Origin of the sequence: Olivibacter sp. CPCC 100613 (assembly GCF_036959255.1) — a bacterium.
Lineage (GTDB): Bacteria > Bacteroidota > Bacteroidia > Sphingobacteriales > Sphingobacteriaceae > Olivibacter.
Map to the genome: position 1 here is coordinate 989,126 of NZ_JAWMTI010000002.1, position 21,812 is coordinate 1,010,937.

Annotated in this window: 19 protein-coding genes; 4 read left to right on the forward strand and 15 right to left on the reverse strand. The window is 39.8% G+C overall.

Going from position 1 to position 21,812, the window contains the following annotated elements; translation table 11 throughout:
- Nucleotides 1-85: 85 nt before the first annotated feature.
- From RYH73_RS10665 to RYH73_RS10675, 3 genes are all read right to left on the reverse strand, one after another.
- Complete coding sequence (locus RYH73_RS10665; protein WP_335313407.1) at nucleotides 86-640, reverse strand: DUF4136 domain-containing protein; 555 nt, start codon at nucleotides 638-640, stop codon at nucleotides 86-88.
- Nucleotides 641-735: 95 nt separating this feature from the next.
- Complete coding sequence (locus RYH73_RS10670) at nucleotides 736-2,379, reverse strand: NAD+ synthase (RefSeq protein WP_335313408.1); 1,644 nt, start codon at nucleotides 2,377-2,379, stop codon at nucleotides 736-738.
- A gap of 22 nt (nucleotides 2,380-2,401) precedes the next feature.
- A complete protein-coding gene (locus RYH73_RS10675; protein ID WP_335313409.1) occupies nucleotides 2,402-3,079 on the reverse strand; it encodes a porin family protein in 678 nt (225 codons plus the stop codon).
- A gap of 176 nt (nucleotides 3,080-3,255) precedes the next feature.
- Here RYH73_RS10675 and gldB point away from each other — a divergent pair, with 176 nt between their 5' ends.
- Nucleotides 3,256-4,284, forward strand: a complete 1,029-nt coding sequence (gldB, locus tag RYH73_RS10680) for a gliding motility lipoprotein GldB (protein WP_335313410.1) — start codon at nucleotides 3,256-3,258, stop codon at nucleotides 4,282-4,284.
- Nucleotides 4,285-4,301: 17 nt separating this feature from the next.
- Here the strand turns inward: gldB and RYH73_RS10685 are convergent, their stop codons facing one another.
- The 10 genes from RYH73_RS10685 to RYH73_RS10730 all read right to left on the reverse strand — a co-directional run bounded on the left by RYH73_RS10685 (nucleotide 4,302) and on the right by RYH73_RS10730 (nucleotide 12,241).
- The gene (locus RYH73_RS10685; RefSeq protein WP_335313411.1) at nucleotides 4,302-4,961 is read right to left on the reverse strand and encodes a hypothetical protein; all 660 of its coding nucleotides are present in this window, start codon (nucleotides 4,959-4,961) and stop codon (nucleotides 4,302-4,304) included.
- Between the two features lie 148 nt (nucleotides 4,962-5,109).
- Nucleotides 5,110-5,877, reverse strand: coding sequence for a 5'-nucleotidase, lipoprotein e(P4) family (locus RYH73_RS10690; protein ID WP_335313412.1), 768 nt, complete (start codon nucleotides 5,875-5,877; stop codon nucleotides 5,110-5,112).
- Between the two features lie 85 nt (nucleotides 5,878-5,962).
- A complete protein-coding gene (locus RYH73_RS10695; RefSeq protein ID WP_335313413.1) occupies nucleotides 5,963-6,181 on the reverse strand; it encodes a hypothetical protein in 219 nt (72 codons plus the stop codon).
- Between the two features lie 219 nt (nucleotides 6,182-6,400).
- Nucleotides 6,401-7,288 (reverse strand): ATP synthase F1 subunit gamma, encoded by an 888-nt coding sequence (gene atpG, locus RYH73_RS10700; protein WP_335313414.1) that lies wholly within the window; start codon nucleotides 7,286-7,288, stop codon nucleotides 6,401-6,403.
- Between the two features lie 96 nt (nucleotides 7,289-7,384).
- A complete protein-coding gene (gene atpA / locus RYH73_RS10705; protein ID WP_335313415.1) occupies nucleotides 7,385-8,959 on the reverse strand; it encodes a F0F1 ATP synthase subunit alpha in 1,575 nt (524 codons plus the stop codon).
- Between the two features lie 44 nt (nucleotides 8,960-9,003).
- Complete coding sequence (gene atpH / locus RYH73_RS10710; RefSeq protein ID WP_335313416.1) at nucleotides 9,004-9,540, reverse strand: ATP synthase F1 subunit delta; 537 nt, start codon at nucleotides 9,538-9,540, stop codon at nucleotides 9,004-9,006.
- Nucleotides 9,541-9,562: 22 nt separating this feature from the next.
- On the reverse strand, nucleotides 9,563-10,057 hold the full coding sequence (locus RYH73_RS10715) for a F0F1 ATP synthase subunit B (RefSeq protein ID WP_335313417.1): 495 nt from the start codon (nucleotides 10,055-10,057) through the stop codon (nucleotides 9,563-9,565).
- A gap of 109 nt (nucleotides 10,058-10,166) precedes the next feature.
- Nucleotides 10,167-10,373 carry an ATP synthase F0 subunit C gene (gene atpE, locus RYH73_RS10720; RefSeq protein WP_010601523.1) on the reverse strand — a complete coding sequence of 69 codons (207 nt, stop codon included), beginning with the start codon at nucleotides 10,371-10,373 and terminating at the stop codon, nucleotides 10,167-10,169.
- A gap of 48 nt (nucleotides 10,374-10,421) precedes the next feature.
- A complete protein-coding gene (gene atpB, locus RYH73_RS10725; RefSeq protein ID WP_335313418.1) occupies nucleotides 10,422-11,588 on the reverse strand; it encodes a F0F1 ATP synthase subunit A in 1,167 nt (388 codons plus the stop codon).
- A gap of 419 nt (nucleotides 11,589-12,007) precedes the next feature.
- On the reverse strand, nucleotides 12,008-12,241 hold the full coding sequence (locus RYH73_RS10730; RefSeq protein WP_335313419.1) for an AtpZ/AtpI family protein: 234 nt from the start codon (nucleotides 12,239-12,241) through the stop codon (nucleotides 12,008-12,010).
- 271 nt (nucleotides 12,242-12,512) lie between these two features.
- Between RYH73_RS10730 and porW the strand changes: the two genes are divergently transcribed.
- Genes porW through uvrC form a run of 3 tightly spaced genes read left to right on the forward strand, consistent with a single transcriptional unit; the run spans nucleotide 12,513 to nucleotide 19,476 of the window.
- The gene (gene porW / locus RYH73_RS10735; protein WP_335313420.1) at nucleotides 12,513-15,419 is read left to right on the forward strand and encodes a type IX secretion system periplasmic lipoprotein PorW/SprE; all 2,907 of its coding nucleotides are present in this window, start codon (nucleotides 12,513-12,515) and stop codon (nucleotides 15,417-15,419) included.
- A gap of 14 nt (nucleotides 15,420-15,433) precedes the next feature.
- The gene (locus RYH73_RS10740; protein WP_335313421.1) at nucleotides 15,434-17,674 is read left to right on the forward strand and encodes a penicillin-binding protein 1A; all 2,241 of its coding nucleotides are present in this window, start codon (nucleotides 15,434-15,436) and stop codon (nucleotides 17,672-17,674) included.
- A 2-nt stretch (nucleotides 17,675-17,676) separates the two neighbouring features.
- Complete coding sequence (uvrC, locus tag RYH73_RS10745) at nucleotides 17,677-19,476, forward strand: excinuclease ABC subunit UvrC (protein WP_335313422.1); 1,800 nt, start codon at nucleotides 17,677-17,679, stop codon at nucleotides 19,474-19,476.
- A 28-nt stretch (nucleotides 19,477-19,504) separates the two neighbouring features.
- Here the strand turns inward: uvrC and porN are convergent, their stop codons facing one another.
- On the reverse strand, nucleotides 19,505-20,371 hold the full coding sequence (porN, locus tag RYH73_RS10750; RefSeq protein ID WP_335313423.1) for a type IX secretion system ring protein PorN/GldN: 867 nt from the start codon (nucleotides 20,369-20,371) through the stop codon (nucleotides 19,505-19,507).
- 14 nt (nucleotides 20,372-20,385) lie between these two features.
- Nucleotides 20,386-21,681 carry a type IX secretion system lipoprotein PorK/GldK gene (gene porK / locus RYH73_RS10755; RefSeq protein ID WP_335313424.1) on the reverse strand — a complete coding sequence of 432 codons (1,296 nt, stop codon included), beginning with the start codon at nucleotides 21,679-21,681 and terminating at the stop codon, nucleotides 20,386-20,388.
- Nucleotides 21,682-21,812: the final 131 nt, after the last annotated feature.

Sequence of the window (21,812 nt, forward strand, 5' to 3'; positions counted from 1 at the left end):
AAACAGGCGGATACAATGAAAAACATTAAAAAAGGGGCCCAACCATACGGAAGAGCCCCTTTTCACATTATCACTTAAAAATTTCTTAGTTCTGCGCCATTACCGGATATTGCTTCATAATATTTTGTACAACAACAGGTAAATCATTCACGGCTTTTTCAGGGTTACTAACTTCTCCCGAACCTCTTCCCTGCCATACAATCTTTTTTGTTTTAGCGTCAACCGCCTCAATGATGATATGGCCCGCACGATAACGCTCCCGACCGACAGCACCTCCCATGCCCCAGCCCCAATAAGGCCCCCATCCCCAGCCCCAACCCCATCCACCATACATTGGTGCATAGACGGTTCTACTGGTATTATTTACGATTGCTTTGTACCGAAAGAGCAGGTCCGGGTTATTTTCACTATATGTTAAGCCTTTTGCCTTCAGTGCCGCATCAGCGGCTTCGTATATATTCTCCTGCGCGATCGAATTATTATAATACGACTTAGAAAGCGAATCTAATCCCGGTAACCAAGCATAGGTTTTATACTGAGAAAAAGCTCCGTTTTTGCTCTGCGTTGTATAGTATTTATAGGGCGAGCAGGCAGCTAACATCATGACTGCCATAGCCAAAAGGAACCATTTTGTTTTCATTTTACTTACCTCCCAATTGTGTTATAAAAATAACGAATTTAATGCCAAGTTGCTACAGATTAGAAAAATTTAATCCCTTGTAACAAAATTTTACATTAAAAGGGATGTTTAGCGACTAATGGCATGGCTCGGCCTACTCCGAAAGCTTTTCTTGTGACCCGTAATATGGGAGGTGATTGAAAACGCTTGAATTCAGCACCGACGATCAGCCTGATTACCCGGCGTACCAACGCTTCGTCGAAACCATCTGCTATAATTTCTTTACTGCTCCATTCAAGTTCGATATAACGGTACAGTATAGCATCCAATACATCATATTCGGGTAATGAATCTGAGTCTTTCTGGTCTGGCCGCAATTCCGCGGATGGAGCTTTCGTAATGGTATTTTCCGGAATGATAGCTGCCTTGCGGTTAATATAATGTGCAAGCTGATAGACTTTCGTTTTGAACACGTCACCAATAACCCCCAAGGAACCGGCCATGTCGCCATAAAGGGTTCCATATCCAACGGCAGCTTCACTTTTATTCGAGGTGTTTAATAGAATATAGCCATGCTTGTTGGACATAGCCATCAAAACGATCGCACGTACGCGAGCCTGTATATTCTCTTCGGTAATATCACTTTCTTTCCCATTGAAAGCCTTCTCCATCATCTTATCGAAAGCATTGGTAGCCTCTTTGATGGGAATGATCTCATGTAAACAGCCCAGGTTCTCCACCAAATCCATTGCATCTTGCACAGAATGATCACTTGAATAAATGGATGGCATGAGCACTCCCATGACGTTCTTCGGCCCAAGCGCTTCACAGGCCAAAGCCGCAACAACCGCAGAATCAATCCCTCCCGACAGGCCCAATACAGCTTTTTTGAATCCGGACTTGGCAAAGAAATCTTTGATTCCAAGAATCAAAGCCTGATGGATATTAGCAATGGGCTCCGGTTCGTCATAGACCTTGCCTGGCTCCCTGGCAACGATCTTTTTATCGGTTAATTGATAGTAACGCAAATCCTCAATAAAAGGATTCAATACATCGATTAGTTTAGCCTCCTTGTCAAACACCAGCGAACGTCCATCAAAAATAATATCAGCATGTGCCCCTATTGTGTTAACGTACAGCGCAGGTAATTCATGTTGCTTAATATGAGCTCTTACGACCGCACAACGTGATTCAAAATGATTTTCAGCGAATGGAGAGGCAGCGATGTTGATCATAATGTCAGGCTGTTCCTTGGCCAATTCAACCATGGGATCCAGTCGGTAAAGCGAGGGAGAATGCTCATTCCATAAATCTTCGCATATGGTGAGCGCAATACGGTTCCCTTTATAATTGACACACTTGAACGTATCATTTGGTTCAAAATACCGATACTCATCAAATACATCGTAATCCGGTAGAAGTGTTTTATGAATCACCTCTTTTACTTCTCGGTCAGCTATGAAAAGAGCAGCATTATATAATTGTTTCCCCTTATTTAGTTTACGTCGTACAGGGGCTCCGATAATACAAGCAATCCCATCGCAGGAAGCTGCTATCTGTCCCACACTTATCTCACAGGCCTCTAAAAACGAATTATAACGGAACAAGTCCTTCGCTAAGTAACCGCCAACTGTAATTTCCGGGAACACGATCAAATCAGCCCCCTCACATTTAGCCTTTATTATGGTTGCTATAATCTTTTCCGTATTTTCTTCAAAATTACCGATGTGGTAATTGATTTGCGCAATCGCTATAATCATATGCTACTGACGTGTCTGTTTATTAAAAAAGTATACCAAGATTAAGAGCAAAATAAGAATTATTAGCTCCACCGTGTTTAACAACACGTGTAAACCCGTTATTAAAACTCAAGCCCGTCATGAACCGAAGGTTGTGGTCCAGCAACCATTCTACTCCGCCGCCTATTTGAAGTCCTAATCTAAAGATATCCGCGCCCCCCTTCATATTATCTGATTCTTGTACAACGACTCGATTGCTATTTAGTATTTCCTGTTTCGCGCTCAGCTTAACCCCCAAGGTAAAACCAAATTGACCATAATAACTTCTATAATATCGTTGCGTACTCTTTAGTTTCACACCTAACGGAATTTGGGCATATTGGAGTTTGTAGTTATTAATAACGAAGTCGTTCCCATTCTGATAAGTTTCCGATTGGGCGCGTAAGTTCTCGATCAGTAAACCGCTGGAAAAATAATAATTCTCAGAAAAGGCAAAATCAGCAACCAAGCCATAGTTATACCCGATTTTGGCCGTATTCGACTTTACATCGAAGTCACCATATCGTAACCAATTCATATTAGGCGATAAAGTAATACCTAAGCTAATTCGTTTGTTATCATATTTTGAATCGTAATAATCTTGTCCATTGGCCTTTAACAAAAAAAGTAAACTCATTGCCACCATGGAGGCCACTTTCTTAAACGATATATTTGACTTCATCTATTTCCTATTATTCTTTATTTATTCCTTTATTGGACTTAGGTTGAACGCATCCTTTGTTATCTTTTCATTCTTTTTCTAAGCGAGCAGTTTAACTTGTTTTTAAATAAGCTTTTTGCTTTCATGCCGATATTGTTAATTTAGCGTCCTATCATTACAAACATGACAGAACCCCAATGAAAGGCGCACAAATCTACCTCTTTTTTTTGACTATTACTCTGGCCGCTTGCAACCCTAGCCATGAACCCGACTTAAGCAAAATTCAACTTGAAATTAAGATCGAACGCTTTGATCAATCTATCGATAGCCTAACAATCCATAATCTAACCGAAAAGCATGCGTTGTGGCAAAAAAAATACAACCAATTTTATGGTGACTTTATAATGCATATACTACAAGTGGGAAATCTACAAGACACGATGGAGCTTTTCAACAATTACAGAAAAATATTACAGAATCGTGATTTTGCGGCGCTAAAAAAAAACGTTTCGCAAGTATATCCGAACCTAAACGTACAAGAAAAGCAGTTGACGGATGCTTTTAAACATTTGAAATTCTACTTCCCCGACATACAGATTCCAAGATTTATCTCTTTCTTTTCGGGTTTTACCGTGCAATCACCTATTAATGAAAATTATATTGGTATTGGACTGGATATGTTTTTAGGGGCTAACTCTTCATTTTACCCCGCATTGGTAAAAAGTATCCCGCTCTATATATCGCGTAGATTTACGCCTGAAAACATCACGCCACGTACAGTTGAAACCTATCTGCGGCAGGAACTTTTTCCGGAATCCAAGCAAGGGAATCCAAGCATGCTTGACCTTATGTTATACAATGGAAAAATTATGTATCTCCTGGATCGATCAATGCCTCTGTTAGCGGACAGTTTAAAAATCGGTTATACGACGGCCCAAATGAATTGGGCAAAAGATTACGAAAAAGATGTCTGGGCCTGGTTCTTAGCGGAAGACTTATTGTACGAAACTGATTATTATAAAATACAGAAGCATTTTGGTGAAGCTCCTTTTACACCCGAACTTGGCAGTCATAACGAATCTGCACCAAAGTTAGGTGTTTATTTAGGATGGCAAATAGTAAAAAAATATATGAATGAGCATCCCCGTACTTCCCTGATCGATTTACTCCAAATCGAAGATGCTCAACAATTATTGAAAGATGCCCATTACAAAGGCTTAAACTAAGCGGATAAGCAGTTCAACTAGAATTCCTCCATGGTAACTTTACCATCTTTACCCGGGGAACCTGAATAAATTTGTCCTTGGGGGACACCTCCCAAACGCCCTCCTCCAGATCGGATTCCCATACCGATTTGCGTGTAAATATTATACAGATCGGACTGCGGATTTACGCGATAACCCCCGGCACGCGTATCGATTCGCAAATAAGCTTCCTGTTCTTTATCCGCTTGCTGTGGTCGAATGCCCCGCTTGTCATAGCGAAAAGTAACATTTCCTCCATTTCCGTTGGGATAGGTACGCGTGCCATTGTTCGCATCGCGCCCTCCTACTAATACATAAAGAGCTCCGAGTTCTTCAAAGTGGATTTGGATATCCATATCCGATCCATTATTTTTACTATCCGTTCCTATAATATAAGCTTGCTTCGGAATTTCAGCATAATTGACCTTGAGGCGAACTTTTTTCTTCCCAAAAAATTCCAGGGAAGCTTTATCTTTCATAATCAAGGTATCGATTGTCAATACCAGCGTTGAATCCTGGCGCTTTGTCGTGAAACTTTTCTTCTTCTTTTGTCCGATCTCCAACTTCTCAATATGTTGTACCGAATCCTGAGGATGGGCAAATCCTCCTGTACTACTCAGCAAAAACAATAGGAGCACAAAAATCATGTTATTTTTCATAACCATCTCTAATTATTGGTATAGATGATAACCTTTGTTGTTGTCAATTGTTCTGACAATCACCATCTGTTCTTTTATAGACAGGCTAATTCATCTAAGCACTAATTAGACACAAAATCCGACCCTAAGTTTAAATCAAAAATAGCTTTTAATAGGTTTTTATCTTTTGCAACCGGATATCAGCCTTTTCGGCTTCGGTTAAATTTCCTTTTGGGTACAAAGACTGCTCCCAGTCGCCATACATCGGATTGGGAAGAATAATGAAAGATGTTCCGAATTTTTTGGCAAGCAGATCCACCTCTTCCTTCGTATTCTTCTCCTCCTGATAAAAAACGGTAGAAAAGTCGCTTAAATTATCACCTGCTAACATAACAATCTGGTGGGTCATCGCAACTTGATTTCTTCTCGACTGTTTATTAGATGTGCTATCCCTAAACAATAAATGATCATTGTCGACATAGGGAAATCCATAACGCTTCAGATTTTGCATAGTAGCGGGTATTTCACTCTGATCGCGGTTACTGATATAAAAAATTGCCACCTTTTTCGAAGCTGCGTATTTCAAAAATGAACATGCCCCAGGAACTGTATCCGCTATAGCCATTCCTGTCCAACGTTTCCATTCAGCCAAATCAAAGCCCTTCTTTGATCGCAAAGTCTGACCGCTTTGCGGTGAATTATCTAATAACGTTTCATCAATATCTACAATAATACACCGAGGTTTCTTTGCGCGTTTTTTCAAAGCCTTATCCAAACTGAGTTGTGCATAATTAAAGGCTTGGAAGCATAAGGCCCGATATTCGCCAGACTGTTGCTGCCATAAAACTGCATTCGTATAATCGCGATGATATTCCTGTCCATAAGCGCTTCCCATAGCGAAAAGAACAACTATTGTCAGTGTAAATTTGTGAAGCATGCTACATTCGATTGATGTGAAAATTTCAGCAATAAAAAAGGCGCGAAAAATGTTCACGCCTTCTCATATCTTAAAATTGATTGCTCTATTTCATGATTCTAAAAACGGTACGCAAGGCTATAACGCTACCGATAATCAATAGGATATTAGAAATGGAAGTAAACAAAAAAGAATCCTGTATAAAACGGAAAAAGGTACCGGCTAAGCCAAAAGCTATAGCGACAACTAAGGTTACATAATAATGAGTCTGATTTGCATTATTATCGGTGCTGACGTGAGGTCTCTGCTCTGCTGAATTTGCCATAATGATTTCTTTGTATGCAAAAATAAACTTTTTTTAATGGAATAAAAATATTTAATGGTTTGTTGCGTAGTTAAATCGTCGAGTAATAGAGCGACCAAATAGTCGCTGAGTAGAAGAGGTTTGATTTTCTCCCTTTCACGAAATAAAGATATTCTAAATATCATTAAAAAGCCTCCACAACATATTGCGGAGGCTTTTAACAAATCATTATAACGCTACTTAACCGTTTGACAGTGCCGCCGCACCACTTACAATTTCAGTAAGTTCAGTGGTAATGGCCGCTTGACGTGCTTGATTATAGGAAAGCTTAAGCGATTTAAGCAATTCTCCGGCGTTATCGGTCGCTTTATCCATGGCAGTCATACGAGCGCCATGCTCAGATGCATGAGAATCCAAAACTGCTTTGTAAAGTTGTATCTTAATGGATTTCGGAATCAGCTCTTGGATAATTTCTTCTTTCGATGGTTCCAAAATGTAATCAACTGTATTTTGAGAAATGGCAGCGTCTTCCTTTTCAGTCGGGAGCAAAGGCAAAAGTTGCTCGCTCATCAAAATTTGAACAGCAGCATTCTTAAACTGGTTATAGATAAGCTCTACACGATCAAACTCCCCCTCTGTAAATCCTTTCATAATTGTCTCGGTGATTTTTGACGTATTCTCAAAATTCAACTTCGAAAACAATTCCGTATGATCACCCAACACTTCGTATCTATTCTTCCGGTAATAATCCTGCCCTTTTTTCCCGATAGCAATGATCTTCACATTTCCTTTACGGTGCTGCTCCTGATATTTTCCGGCAATTAATAGATTAGTTGCTTTAATCACATTTGCATTAAAGGCTCCTGCCAAACCACGATTAGAAGTTACAACAACCAATAGAATCTTTTTTGGTTTCCGAACCGTCATAAACGGAGATGATGTACCTTCAACCGAGGCTGATAGATTAGCCAAAATGTCTTTTAACTTTTCAGCATAGGGCCGCAACTGTACAATTGCATTGGTAGCACGCTTCAACTTCGCAGCAGAAACCATCTTCATCGCTCTCGTAATCTGTTGTGTAGAACTTACAGATGCAATTCGGTTTCTAACTTCTTTTAAATTAGCCATATATTTATAAAAGTTGTGCGTTGTGAGTTATGGTTTGCATATAAGTTGCATATTTTAAAAAAACCGGCAACCCGCAATTGGCAACTCACAACCATTCTAATAACTCGCAGCTATCTCCTTAGCTACTTTATCTAAAACGGCCGTAATATCATCCGTGAACTTACCGGCTTTTAAGTCTTTAAGAACTTCAGGATGACGTAATTCCAACTGCTGCAAATAGTTCGCTTCAAACTCTTTCACCTTATTTACGGGAACGTTACGGAATAAGCCCTTTACACCCGCGTAGATAATTGCAACTTGCTTCTCTACAGGAACTGGCGCAAACTGCCCTTGTTTCAAAATCTCTACATTTCGTACGCCTTTATCAAGTACACCTTTTGTAGCCGCATCCAAATCTGAACCAAACTTGGCAAAAGCTTCCAATTCGCGATATTGCGCCTGATCCAACTTAAGGGTACCGGCAACTTTTTTCATCGACTTAATTTGCGCGCTACCGCCTACTCGAGATACTGAAATTCCCACATTAATAGCGGGCCTTACCCCTGCATTGAATAAGTTAGATTCCAAAAATATCTGACCGTCTGTAATCGAAATTACATTGGTTGGTATATAGGCAGACACATCACCGGCCTGTGTTTCTATGATAGGTAAGGCGGTCAACGATCCACCTCCTTTAACAATACCTTTCAATGATTCAGGAAGATCGTTCATGTTCCGCGCGATCTCGTCAGATGCATTGATCTTTGCAGCACGCTCTAACAAACGACTGTGAAGATAAAACACATCTCCCGGATAAGCCTCACGGCCCGGAGGACGACGAAGCAACAAGGATACTTCACGGTAAGCAACCGCTTGTTTTGACAAGTCATCGTACACAATAAGAGCCGGACGACCTGTATCACGGAAAAACTCGCCAATTGCAGCACCTGCCATAGGAGCATAGAATTGCATCGGTGCAGGTTCAGATGCGGAAGCCGATACAACGATGGTATAAGCTAAAGCGCCTTTTTCCTCTAATGTACGAACAATATTCGCAACCGTAGAGTTCTTCTGCCCAACAGCTACATAAATACAATATACTGGTTCTCCGGCATCAAAAAACTCTTTTTGATTAAGAATCGTATCAATACAAACAGCGGTTTTACCTACCTGACGATCACCGATCACCAGCTCGCGTTGTCCGCGACCAATCGGAATCATGGCGTCTATAGCTTTAATTCCGGTTTGAAGCGGCTCGTTTACCGGCTGACGAAAGATAACACCAGGTGCCTTCCGTTCAATTGGCATTTCATAGGTTTTACCTGTAATCGGACCCTTTCCATCGATTGGCTGACCCAAGGTATTTACAACCCGTCCAAGTAAACCTTCACCAACGTTGATGGAGGCAATTTTATTTGTCCGTTTAATGGTATCACCTTCTTTAATTTCATCCGAAGGGCCTAACAACACCACCCCAACATTATCTTCTTCAAGATTCAGTACGATACCCTGTAATCCATTTTCAAATTCTACCAATTCGCCTGATTGGACTTTGGTTAGGCCGTAAACCCGAGCAATACCATCTCCAACCTGGAGTACAGTACCAACTTCTTCTAGTTCGGCTTCTGATTTAAAGTTCGACAACTGTTCTCTTAGGATTGCCGATACTTCATCTGGTCTTACCTCTACCATTTTATCTTTATTTTATATTTTTCTTTTAAACTTTCGGAAAACTACTAGGCGTGAAAAGCCCTATCTAATTTATTTAAGCGACCAGCCAAACTAGCATCAACTTGCTTATCACCTATTGTTACGACAAAGCCTCCTATCAAATCGGTATCAACCGAACTTTCAAGAATTACTTCCTTGCCCGTTGAAGAAGCAATGAGCTGCTTCAATTGAGCAGCATTATCGGCCGATAATGGAGCAGCTGAGCTAACTTTAGCAGTTACAATGCCCTTATATTCGTTGTACTCGCGAACGAATTCCCGTGCCGTGGCATATAAAATCTCGCCACGCCCCTTATTGATCATAATTTTAAAAAATCCAATCAAAACCGGACTAAATTTCGTTCCAAAGAGTGCGGTGAGTATATTGATTTTCTTATCGCCTTTTATAATCGGATTCTTCAATACCGCCTGCAATTCTTGATGATCCTTCACGACGGTAATCAATTGCTCTATTTCTGCTCGTACCCGATCAAGCACTCCTTGCTCAATCGATAGATCCAGTAGCGCTTTAGCATATCTTGATGAAACCTTAAATTCTGACATATCTTTAATAGGAATTAGCGGACTAGTTCAATTTCACTTCTTTCAACAATTCGCCAACTAAAGCTTCTTGTTTATTTTTATCCGCTAACTCTTGCTGTAAAACTTTGCGGGCAATTTCTAAAGAAAGCTTCGAAACCTGATTTTTAACATCGGCCATTGCAATTGCCTTCTGATTGTTAATTTCGATACGCGCTTTTTCGATCATTCTATTCCCTTCCAATTGCGCCTGCTCCTTAGCATCTTTTAACAATTGCTCCTTTATTTCACGAGCCTCTTTTAAAATAAGATCGCGTTCAGCCCTGGCCTCCTTTAACAATTGCTCATTTTCGTTTGTTAAACGAGCCATTTCCTGCTTTGCTTTTTCTGCGGCATCTAAGGCATTTTCGATCGAACGTTCACGTTCTCCAATTGCTTTCATAACAGGCTTCCATGCAAACTTCGCCAGCAAAAACAGCAATAGCAAAAACGAAATGGTATGCCAAAAAATCAAGCCAATCTCAGGAATGAGTAAATCCATACTGTGTATTAATTAAGTGCTTTTATATATAAATAGTGTTCTAATGTCTGTGAAAAGAGCCTATAAACGGCAATCCCGAGCATAGGCCCCTTTTTTCATTCGGCGTTCCTTATTTTGCAATTAAAGAAACAACCACAGCGAATAATGCAACAGCCTCGATAAAGGCAGCAGCGATTAACATCGCAGTTTGAATTTTCGAAGCAGCTTCAGGTTGGCGAGCGATGCTTTCCATTGCAGAACCACCGATTTTACCAATACCTAATCCAGCACCTATTGCAGCTAGACCTGCTCCAATTGCAGCTAATGTTCCAGTCATTTTAATTTAATTTATATATTTAGTTTAACAATAATGTTTAATGATTTTCTAATGGTCATGCTCCTCTATTGCCATTCCAATAAAGAGAGCAGATAAAATTGTAAAAATAAAGGCTTGAATAAAAGCAACCAATAACTCAATTGCGCCGATAAACACAACAAAGAATACCGATACCGGTGCCACAGCTAATGATTTAAAAATAAATACCAGGCAGAGTAAAGACAAAACAAGGATATGCCCCGCGGTGATATTCGCAAATAAACGGATCATCAACGCAAATGGTTTGGTAAAAATCCCGAAGATCTCAACTGGAATCATTAGCGGTTTTAACCACCAAGGTACGGGTGGGTTAAAAATATGCCCCCAATAATACTTGTTACCACTAAACAAGATGATAATCAACGTAAACAATGCCAATATCATGGTAATCGCTATGTTACCGGTAACATTGGCACCACCAGGGAAGAAAGGCACAAGTCCTAACATATTATTCAACCAAATAAAAAAGAAAACCGTTAAAAGGTACGGCATATATTTTTCGTACTTATGCCCTAAATTAGGTTTTGCAATATCATCTCTAACGAAAATAATAATCGGTTCTAATACGGATTGTAAACCTTTTGGAGCTTTACCTTCCCGCTTTTTGTAACCTTTTGCAACACTAAGGAATAAAAAGAGCAAAATAGCAACAGAAAGAAAAATGGTAAATACGTTCTTCGTAATCGAAAAATCAATCGGACGGGTGCTGGTTACTACTTCTTGTCCTTCAACTTGCTCATGACGCACATAGCTACCGTGTTCAGCTTCTTCTTCCGCATAATAAATTTTTCCATGCGATCTGGCAAAACGCATACCGGCCTTCTCCACCACCACACTTCCGTCATTGTTCAGATGAAATTCCTTTGCACTGAAAGTAACTAAACCATTGTGTGTATAAAGGATAATGGGAAGGTACAAACCGGTCCAACTTTCGCCGTGGCCCCAAAAGTGAAATTCGTGCGAATCACCAATATGATGAAAGATAAAACTGGTGATGTCAAACTCTTTTTCTTCATGACCTTCATGATGGCCTGCTTCCATCTGTTCTACTACGGTAGAGTCCGCATGTTGACCATGATCATGATTTTGGGCATTGGCATTCAAAAAAGCGAAGAAAACGGCAAAAAACGCAAGTATTCCTGATTTTTTTGAAGTCAAAAAGTGGCTAAATTTCATTTATTCCGTGATTTTTACTTATTATTTTGGTGGCGCAAGTTACACAACAAACACATAACTTCAAAGAGTGTAAATAATAAATATAAAGAAAAATAGTTCAAGGCAAAAACCAGCTGGTTTTCAGCTGTTTTCATCAAGATCACCAAAGCGAAGGACAAAGCGAAGAGGAGTTTCAAAATTATGCCTCCCATGATGGCCAAAACCCCGGTTTGAGGTGTTTTTTTTATTCCAAAATAAGAAACCAAATAAGCAATGTAAGTCAGAAAAAAAAGAAAACTAAAAACGAGCCAATAATTGGAAACCAATAGGGATTGCTGCGGAAAAAGTATCACCAACAAATAAGAGAACAAGGCGAGTATTCCCCCAAAAATCCCGTAAAAAAAAGTAAATCTTAACAATGTCATGTAACCGGATAGTAGCTACTGTTTTTTACTCAAAACCGATCGAATCGTGTAATATAAACTGATACAGACACCCAAAAGTGAAAGTAAACCGGTATAAATGCCAACCTCTCCCGTTTTTGCAATGTCAATCTTATAACCGATAAAGGCAAACACCCCGATCGTTGCGATCATTTGAAAGCCTAATCCAGTATAATAGACATAAGCTTTTCCTTCCTTTCGAAAATCTGATTGATCTTTTTTAGGTTCCATTATGCAAACTTAGCGAAAATGCATATCATTCAATGGATCGGATCCAAAATTAGCTATATCCTTTATGCTGATACCCATCGGTATCAATGAAGTATATCTCTTTCAATGCAAACGGAGCTGCCAATATGCATCCTTGCATCAAAGAATCCTTTGTTAGCAATAACAAAAAACAGTATCTTTATGATTCATGTTGAAAAGCGAATCAACGGGAGTTATAATAAGATTTTTAGATTAGCAAAAGAGATTTAACTTTGTATATATTTTTAAATTGATGACTCATCGACGTAGAAGCATACAAGCTTATTCTATCTTTACAGAAACCTTTTTATTCATCAGTTATCCATTGAAAAGACCTAAGACCATACTTCATTTCCTCTTTATCAGCTTACTAACTTTGTCAGGCTGCTTCCTTAACAAAAAAGAAAAGGCAGAGAAAACAGACTTGATGCAGAACATCACCACCAAGTTCAATATTTTATATAATTCGAAAAAGATATTGTATGAAGCGGAGCAAAATCGGATCAACCTGGTAAAGTCCAACTATCAACATCTGTTGCCTGTTTTCATCGAGCCAAATGAAGCGAGTATTTCTTCAAATGCTAAATTGATGGACTCCGTTATACAGAAGGCGGTCACTATCATCAATGATAAAAGTGAAAGCAAATATATTGACGATGCCTATTTTATAATGGCAAGAGCCAATTATGAAAAGGGTAATTACTACAATGCGGCTGAATTTCTTTCTTACGTAATCAATACCATCAATCCCAATAAAACCGAACTATTGGAGGCCTCCTTGGCGTGGAAATGCCGAGCCCTTCTTCAGATTGGTTACGTAAAGCAAGCTGCAAAGGTATTGGACTCTACCTTTAGCATAGCCGCCGCGAACAAGCACACATCAGCGCTAGCTTATGCAACGCGCGCTAAATATGATATTGAAACCAACGATATCGGTCACGCCATACAATCACTTAATCTAGCCATCAATGAAAGTAAAGACGGGAAAGAGAAATTACGCTGGCACTATCTACTAGGTCAACTATTACAAAAACAGGAAGATTATAGTGGGGCCTCCGCCCATTTTAGGCAGGTTATTAAAAGCAACGCTTCTTTTGAAATGGCTTTTAACGCCCAGCTTAATGAAGTTTTTATGCAAAAAAGCGACGGAGACTCTTCATATATCAATACCGTCTCCAAACTTAAGAGAATGCTCAAAGACGATAAGAACAGAGGATTTACGGATCAAATCCACTATATTATCGGCGAGACTTATTTGCAGGTGGAAAAGAAAGAAGAAGCCATAAAAAGTTTTAATTCGTCGCTAAAAGAGCCTAGCACCAATAATTTTCAACGTGCGCTCACCTATTTAAAAATGGCCGATCTTTATTTTGAACAAGGTGCTTATGAAAAATCCAAACTTTACTATGATAGTACATCTACTTTAATAGACACGAGCTTTCCTAACTATGAATTGATTCGATCAAAAGTCAGCCACTTAGATGAACTGGTGCTCCATTTGAACACCATTTCTACACAAGATACGCTTCAAATGCTGGCAAAACTCCCTGAAGAAACAAGAACAAAAAAAATAGACAGTATCTTTGATCAGAAGAGGAGGCTTCAGGAAAAATTAGTTGCAGAGACCGGCGATGCTGCAAATCGAACACAAAACTTAAATTTCAACGATCCCGAACCTCTTTATACCTCGAACAAAGGAGCGGCCTCGGTGAGCTTCTACTTTGACAATCCAACTGCCGTTAGCAGTGGGCTAAGCGCCTTTAAAAGACGTTGGGGCAATCGTTCGTTAGAAGATAATTGGCGCATCAAAAACAAAGGTGCAGATGCAGCGAATGCTAATAAAACGCAATTATTAGCGTTGAAGGAAGATTCTATGTCGAATGAATTAGCCTCTTTAGAAGAAAAGGAGAATTTCATTCAGGCAATTCCTTTGACCGAAGAATCTTTGAAAGAATCCAATCAGAAAATAATTTCTGCTTATCTTAAACTCGGTGAGATTTACCGTGACGATTTACAAGATAAAGTAGCCGCAGCCAATGTTTATTCCACTTTGCTGACGCGCTTTCCACAATTAGCGGAGCAGGATCTCATTCGTTACAATCTTTACCGTCTGTACAGCCAATTGAATGACCAAGCGCAAAGTGCACACTATAAAAATCAATTGCTCTCTTCTTCTCCACAATCGATTTATGCAAAGGTTATCCAAGATCCAAACTATCTTAACAAATTGAATGAGGAATCACAAATATTGAATAATCTATACAATGAGGTATATATACTTTACGGTGAAAAACAGTTTGGGAAAGTAATTACATTAACCGATAGTATTGGCACAATCATCGATCGAAATGACCAGCCCGCCATTGCCGCACAATTGGCTTATCTAAAAGTTTTAGCCGTTGGCAGAACGAACCCACTCGATATTTTTGAGCAGGAGCTTAAAAAAATTAAATCCGATTACCCTAACAATGAATTGATTACACCGCTGATAGAACAACATTTAAGCTATATTGATTCGAATAGGTTATCTTTGCAGGAGAGGAAAATCGCAATAATGGATATTGAAACAGGCAGAGAGCAATTTGTAGATGAACCTATTCTTACGAAATGGCCGGAATTGGCCTTTAATCGAGCGATAAATGTTCCTGCCCCTAGTCCTCGTCGAAATCTGGCAGGAAATTTGTCTAAAAACCAACCGGGCATTCAGGTAACTCCTTTCAATACAAAAGTAAATATGCAAGGGAGCGTCCAGTTGGCAGAATATACACCAGGTGAACACGTGAATAGTTACCGGGACCTGGCCCTGTTACCGGACTCGGCAGTATACTATTTTGTTGTCAACGTGCAGCACCCGAATGTAAATTTAAGTCCTTCCCGATATGGAATTGGTCAGTTTAACCGAGGGCAATATCCTTCCAAAAACCTGGTTCACCAGGTTAAGAAAGTCGACGATGAATTACAATTGTTGTATATCGGTCAGTTTTTCACATATGACGAGGCAAGTGCTTATGCTGAAAAAATAGGAATGCAACTAAAAAATATAATGAAAATACCATCAGAGCGTTATAATACGTTCATTATTACAGAAGAATTTCTACAAGGGCTCCATGATTTCGATAAAGTGAACGATTATTTTATCAAATATCAGGAACAACGCTAAAGGCATATAAGCAAATGCAAAAAAATACAAAAAATAAAAACAACAAACTAACAAACGAAGACACTAGACGTTATACTTTTTCCTTTTGGAAATTAGTGGTAGGCCTTATTATTTTAGCTTTCTTGTTTCTAACAAGTGTTGGTCTAGGCTTATTTGGTGAATTGCCTTCTTTTAGGGATCTCGAAAATCCTAAAAGCAATCTATCTTCTGAAATCATATCCGCTGATGGCGTCGTGCTCGGTACTTACTATGTGCAAAATAGATCAAATGTTACTTATAAAGAATTATCGCCTTCCCTTATACAAGCATTGATCGCTACGGAAGACATTCGCTTTAATACCCACTCCGGCATCGACTTCAAACGTACCTTCACGATTCTCTTTTATAATCTCGTCGGTAAAAAGCAAGGAGCCAGTACCATTACACAACAACTGGCTTTAAATCTTTTTCAGGAAGAAGGCCGGGCGCGTTCTTTTTCAAAACGATTTATTCAAAAGCTTCAAGAATGGATTATAGCGGTACGACTAGAACGTAACTATACCAAGGAAGAAATATTAACCATGTATTTGAATACCGTCGACTTCGGTGCGTATAATACCTATGGCATTAAATCCGCAGCCCGTACCTACTTCAATACCACGCCTTCACAATTGACCGCCCCACAAGCAGCTGTATTGGTTGGGATGCTGAAGGGGCCTGGTATTTACTCCCCCATTCGCTATCCAAAGAACTCGTTGAATAGACGGAATACTGTTTTAGAAAATATGCGAAAAGCGGGTTTTATTACTTCCGAACAGGCTGCTAATTATCGAGAACAACCGTTGGGATTAGCTTTCCGTCCGAATGTTTATGGTGATGGCGTTGCCCCTTATTTAAGAGCTGTTTTAAAAAGTGATATCAAAAACATCTTCAATAAGCTTTCGATTACCAAAGCAGACGGAACGCCTTATGATCTGGACCGCGATGGATTAAGAATTTACACCACCATTGATTCCAGAATGCAGGTGTATGCGGAAGAGGCGCAGAAGGAGATGATGCGCGAACTTCAAGTAACTTTTAATAATCAATATAAAGGTCGTGATCCATTTAAAGGTTTGGAAACGCTGATCGATAGGGCGATCAAACAATCAGATCGCTATAGGTGGTTAAAACAGGGTGATTTTTCGGACGATGAAATCAAGAAAAATTTTAGTACGCCTGTTAAAATGACTGTCTTTAGCTGGAAGGGAGACTTAGATACCACCATGACTCCACTTGATTCGATTCGATATAATAAATTGATCTTGCGGAATGCCATGATGTCGATGGAACCACAAACAGGCCATGTAAAGGCTTGGGTAGGCGGTATCAATTTCGCTCATTACAAGTATGACCAAGTAAAAATGGGAACACGTCAAGTAGGATCTACAGCAAAACCTTTTACTTATGCAGTTGCTATCGACAATGGTTATTCCCCTTGCTTTAAAGTGCCTAATACCCCCATCAATGTCGATGGTTGGGCACCGAAAAGTGAAGGAACAATCGCTGGACCTATAACACTCAAAACGGCTTTGGCACATTCTCAAAACTGGGCAACGGCTGATGTGATCCAACGTGTTGGCGCGCAAAATGTAGCCAACCTGATCAAAAATATGGGTATTACGTCGGAAGTGCCTGCCTATCCTTCTATCGCATTGGGAACCTTTGATGCTTCCGTTTATGATATGGTGGGCGCTTATTCTACCTTTGTGAATCATGGTGTTTGGACAGAACCTATCTATCTTTTACGTATCGAAGATAAAAATGGAGCACTGATTTACGAACACACAAAAAAGGTGAAAGTGGTCATGAATGATCAATCAGCTTATGTTATGGTCGATATGTTGAAGGGCGTGGTGCAAAGTGGATCAGGAGGCAGGATCCGATGGAAATACAAGCTACTCAACCCAATTGGTGGAAAAACCGGAACTTCGCAAGCCAATTCTGACGCGTGGTTTATCGGTGTTACCCCGCAACTGGTAAGTGGGGTGTGGACAGGAGCGGATGAACGCAGTATACATTTCAGTAGTACTAGACTTGGCCAAGGAGCTAACGCTGCGCTACCGATGTTTGCCATCTTTATGCAAAAGGTGTATGCCGACAAGCAATTAAAATATATCCAAAGTGATTTTGAATTACCTCCCGGAGGCCTACAAAGAGAACTGGATTGCGGCAAATATCAATACGATTATCCTGCCGAAGACGAGGGTAAGATTGATGATCGGTTGGATTTTTAGTTATGGCTGCATTCGATTACAGAGAGGAACTAAAAAAAATACCTCATCGGCCCGGTGTTTATCAATATTATGATAAACAGGGTACGCTCATCTATATTGGTAAAGCAAAGGATCTGAAGAATAGAGTAAGCTCCTACTTCCTAAAAGATGAGTACCAGCATAATGCTAAAACACGTGTTCTCGTTAGAAAAATCAATAAAATCACGTTTACCATCGTTGATACGGAGATTGACGCGTGGTTATTGGAAAATAGCCTGATTAAAAAACATCAACCACGATATAATGTTCTATTAAAGGATGATAAAACCTATCCATGGATCGTTATCAAAAACGAACGTTTTCCACGCATTTTCTGGACACGTAAAATCATCAAAGATGGATCAAAATACTTTGGCCCTTATGCATCGGTCGGGATGATGCACGCAATTCTGGGCGTAATCAAAGAGATTTTTCCACTACGTACCTGTAATTTACCCTTGACCGCCAGCAACATCGAACAGAGAAAATTCAGGGTTTGTCTGGAGTACCAGATCGGTAATTGTAAAGGCCCTTGTGAGGCCTACCAAGCGGAGGAAGAATATAATCAGCATATCGAAAGTATTAAAGATATCCTCAATGGGAAAACAGGTGTTGTATTCAAACAATTAAAGGCTAATTTAGAACAAGCCACCAATAATCTCCAGTTTGAGCTAGCACATATTTTAAAGCAAAAGTTAGAGTTGCTTAGTAATTATCAAAGTAAATCGACGATCGTAAGCAACACCATAAGTGACGTTGATGTATTCAATATTGCTTCTGAAGAAGGTTATGCCTTTGTTAATTTCTTAAAAGTGATGAACGGAACGGTCATACAAACGCAGACATTGGAATTGAAAAAAAGGCTCGATGAGAGCGACCGGGAATTGCTAAGCTTGGCTGTTCAAGAGCTTCGTACACGATTCAATAGCTCATCCAAGGAAATTATCGTTCCTTTTATGCTTGACGTTGAAAGTCCTAATTTCAAACAGACCGTTCCACAATTGGGCGACAAAAAAAAACTGCTGGATCTTTCCTATAAAAATGTAAGCTTCTTTAAGCGTGAGCGCTTAGACCAATATGAAAAGTTAAACCCGGAGCTCAAAACAGAACGACTTCTTACGAAGATGAAAGCCGATTTACGACTCAATGTATTGCCCAAACATATTGAATGTTTTGATAATTCGAACTTTCAAGGAAAGTACCCCGTCTCAGCTATTGTTGTATTTAAAGATGCCAAACCCTCCAAAAAGGATTACCGACACTTTAATGTTAAAACCGTTGAAGGACCCAACGACTTTGCGACAATGGAAGAAGCGGTGTTCCGTCGATATAAACGTATGTTAGATGAAGGCAGTCCATTACCGCAACTCATTATCATTGACGGCGGAAAAGGGCAATTGTCGGCTGCCCTTAAAAGTCTTAAAAAGCTTGAAATTGAGTCAAAAGTAACCGTTATCGGTATCGCTAAACGCCTAGAAGAACTTTATTATCCAGGTGATCAGTATCCGCTATACCTCGATAAAAGATCGGAGACTTTAAAAATCATTCAACACCTGCGTGATGAAGCCCACCGATTCGGCATCACGTTCCATCGAAATCAGCGAAGCAGGAAAACTTTCCAAACGGAATTAGAGCAAATTCCCGGTATTGGCAGAACAAGTGCAGAGAAGTTGTTAGTAAACTTTAAATCTGTAAAAAAGATCAAGGAAGCATCCAAAGAGCAGCTTATGGAAGTGGTTAATACAAAACAAGCAGACGCCATATTAGCATACTTTAGTGTCTAAATTTTTGAAAGCCGTTCTTTCACTTGAATTAATAGCTCCATAAGTCATGTTCATAATCCATCAAGGTTCGTTTAATACGTTCCGACTCGTAAAGTTTATCGATCCCCTCGCGATAATCTTTAATACGTAAATCCTCGGGATTCGACTGTTTAACAACATAGCTCGCAAATATCCGCTTGATAAATACATCATCATAACTTAAACCTGTAGCATCATTATTTCTATTTACCACCTCTTTGTTTACCAGGATATGCCGAGCCTCCGGAAAGTATACCCAGAAGGCGGGCTGGGGATCTAAATAGACATCGGCAGCCTTTATGGCAATCAACGGAGCTATACCAATGATGCGGGGTTCAAAAACGGAGCGCTGTTTATCAAATATCCAATCCTCTTTAATTCGAAATTTTACCACACTGTCGGCATTAAATTCACCGGATTGAAAACTGCCACCTATTTGGTTCCCCTCTGCATCGAATTCAGGCACAAAAACACTATCGGCCAAATTGCTCATGAGCTTTGATGGGTCTAATGGGGTTTTAAAACTATCACCGTTTGGATCATCTTTAGTTGGCGTAGGATCATAGGCTGTCAACTCACCTGCTTTAATCGCATTTAATAATATATCCATCAGTCGCGATTTTGGAGAAGCAAAACTGGCATTTAATCGATCCCTTAGATCAATTTCACGCCAAACCCGTTTACTATACATCACATCAACGCTTCTTATGTGCGAATAAGGAATCACTTTTCGATTCTCAATATCAGATTTGGCATAATAACCATCTACAGGCGGGCCATCCTGTATCGGAGTAACACTATTCGATAGATTCTCTTGCTGTCCATATACCTGAGAAAGGACCAGCAAACCAATGCACGTAAAAAAAATTCTTTTCATAACCATCTATCTTTCTATAAATCACGCCCCGCATAAGAAGTTACACATCTAAATCCAATATACGATTTAGCTGTATCCTGGTATTCATACGTCCGTGTAGAATTTTGCAAGAAATAACCAATATCTTTCCAAGATCCTCCCCGCACTACTTTTCGCTTTAATATTTCAGGATCATTACCTTTCGCTTCGTATGAATAGGTTGGGTTCATATCATGAATAAAAGAGGAGGAGGACTCTTCAAATGAAGAAGCGGTCCATTCTGCAACATTTCCAGCCATATTATAAAGGCCATAATCATTCGGGAAATAAGAATGAACAGGAACGGTATAAGCGCCTCCGTCATCCGCATAATTCCCTCTTCCAGGTTTAAAGTTTGCCATTAAGCAACCTTTTGCATTCCGAATAGTAGGCCCTCCCCAAGGGTAAGGTGCCCCATTAAGGCCTCCTCTGGCCGCGTATTCCCATTGATGTTCTGAAGGCAACTCGTAAGACAAACGTGCTAATCGAGATAAACCAACTCGTTGTGCATAGTTTTCATATAAACGAGTCCGCCATACAGCGAATGCGCGTGCTTGACGCCAATTAACACCTACCACCGGATAATCTTGAAATGCGGGATGTGAAAAATAACCCTCTACCATGGGTTCATTTTGTGCATATGAAAAATCTGCCAACCAAACCAATGTATCTGGATAAATTCCGATCGTGTCGCGTATAATAAAATCGGAACGCCGCATATTTTTGTTGTTTTTATTAGCGGCAGCCATGCGGTGGTTATAAATTTCATAATGATACTTAAGCAAACGTACATCCAACTCATCACGACCGAAAATTCGGTCATCCCCTTGATAGTACATCTGGTTTAAGGCATCTTTATTATCATTTTTTTTACCCCAGATACCATTACCGTCTCCAATCTTTTGCCAATCAATAAAGCGCTGTCCCGCATTATCACCTTCTTTTCCTTGAATAAAATATGATGGATCGTTTAAGTATTGCGTAATGGCGATGGAATCCCTTACCCAATTGACGAACTGCCGATATTGGCTATTGGAGATCTCCGTCTCGTCCATAAAAAAAGCCGATTGGGTAAATTGTCTATTTTGTGCAATCTGCGCACTTGTAATATCTTCATCAGACTGACCCGCTATAAAACTTCCTGCCGGAATAAAAACCATTCCTTTCGGGGCCTTACTCGACTTCAGTCCTTTCAATCTAACACCTGTCAGTTCACCGCCTGCTTTACGATTACCACACGCACCAACAAATAAACATAACAACGCAAAACAACAGTAGTAAAATTTCCTCATATTGATCATTCTAACGACCTCATAATCACTCACGCGGCTAAAATAAAATAGCCGTCAGCAGGTATAATAGCCTTGTAACAAATATAATTTGACTTAACAGGCTAAGCTTTGTTCACTTTGTTCATTATTTA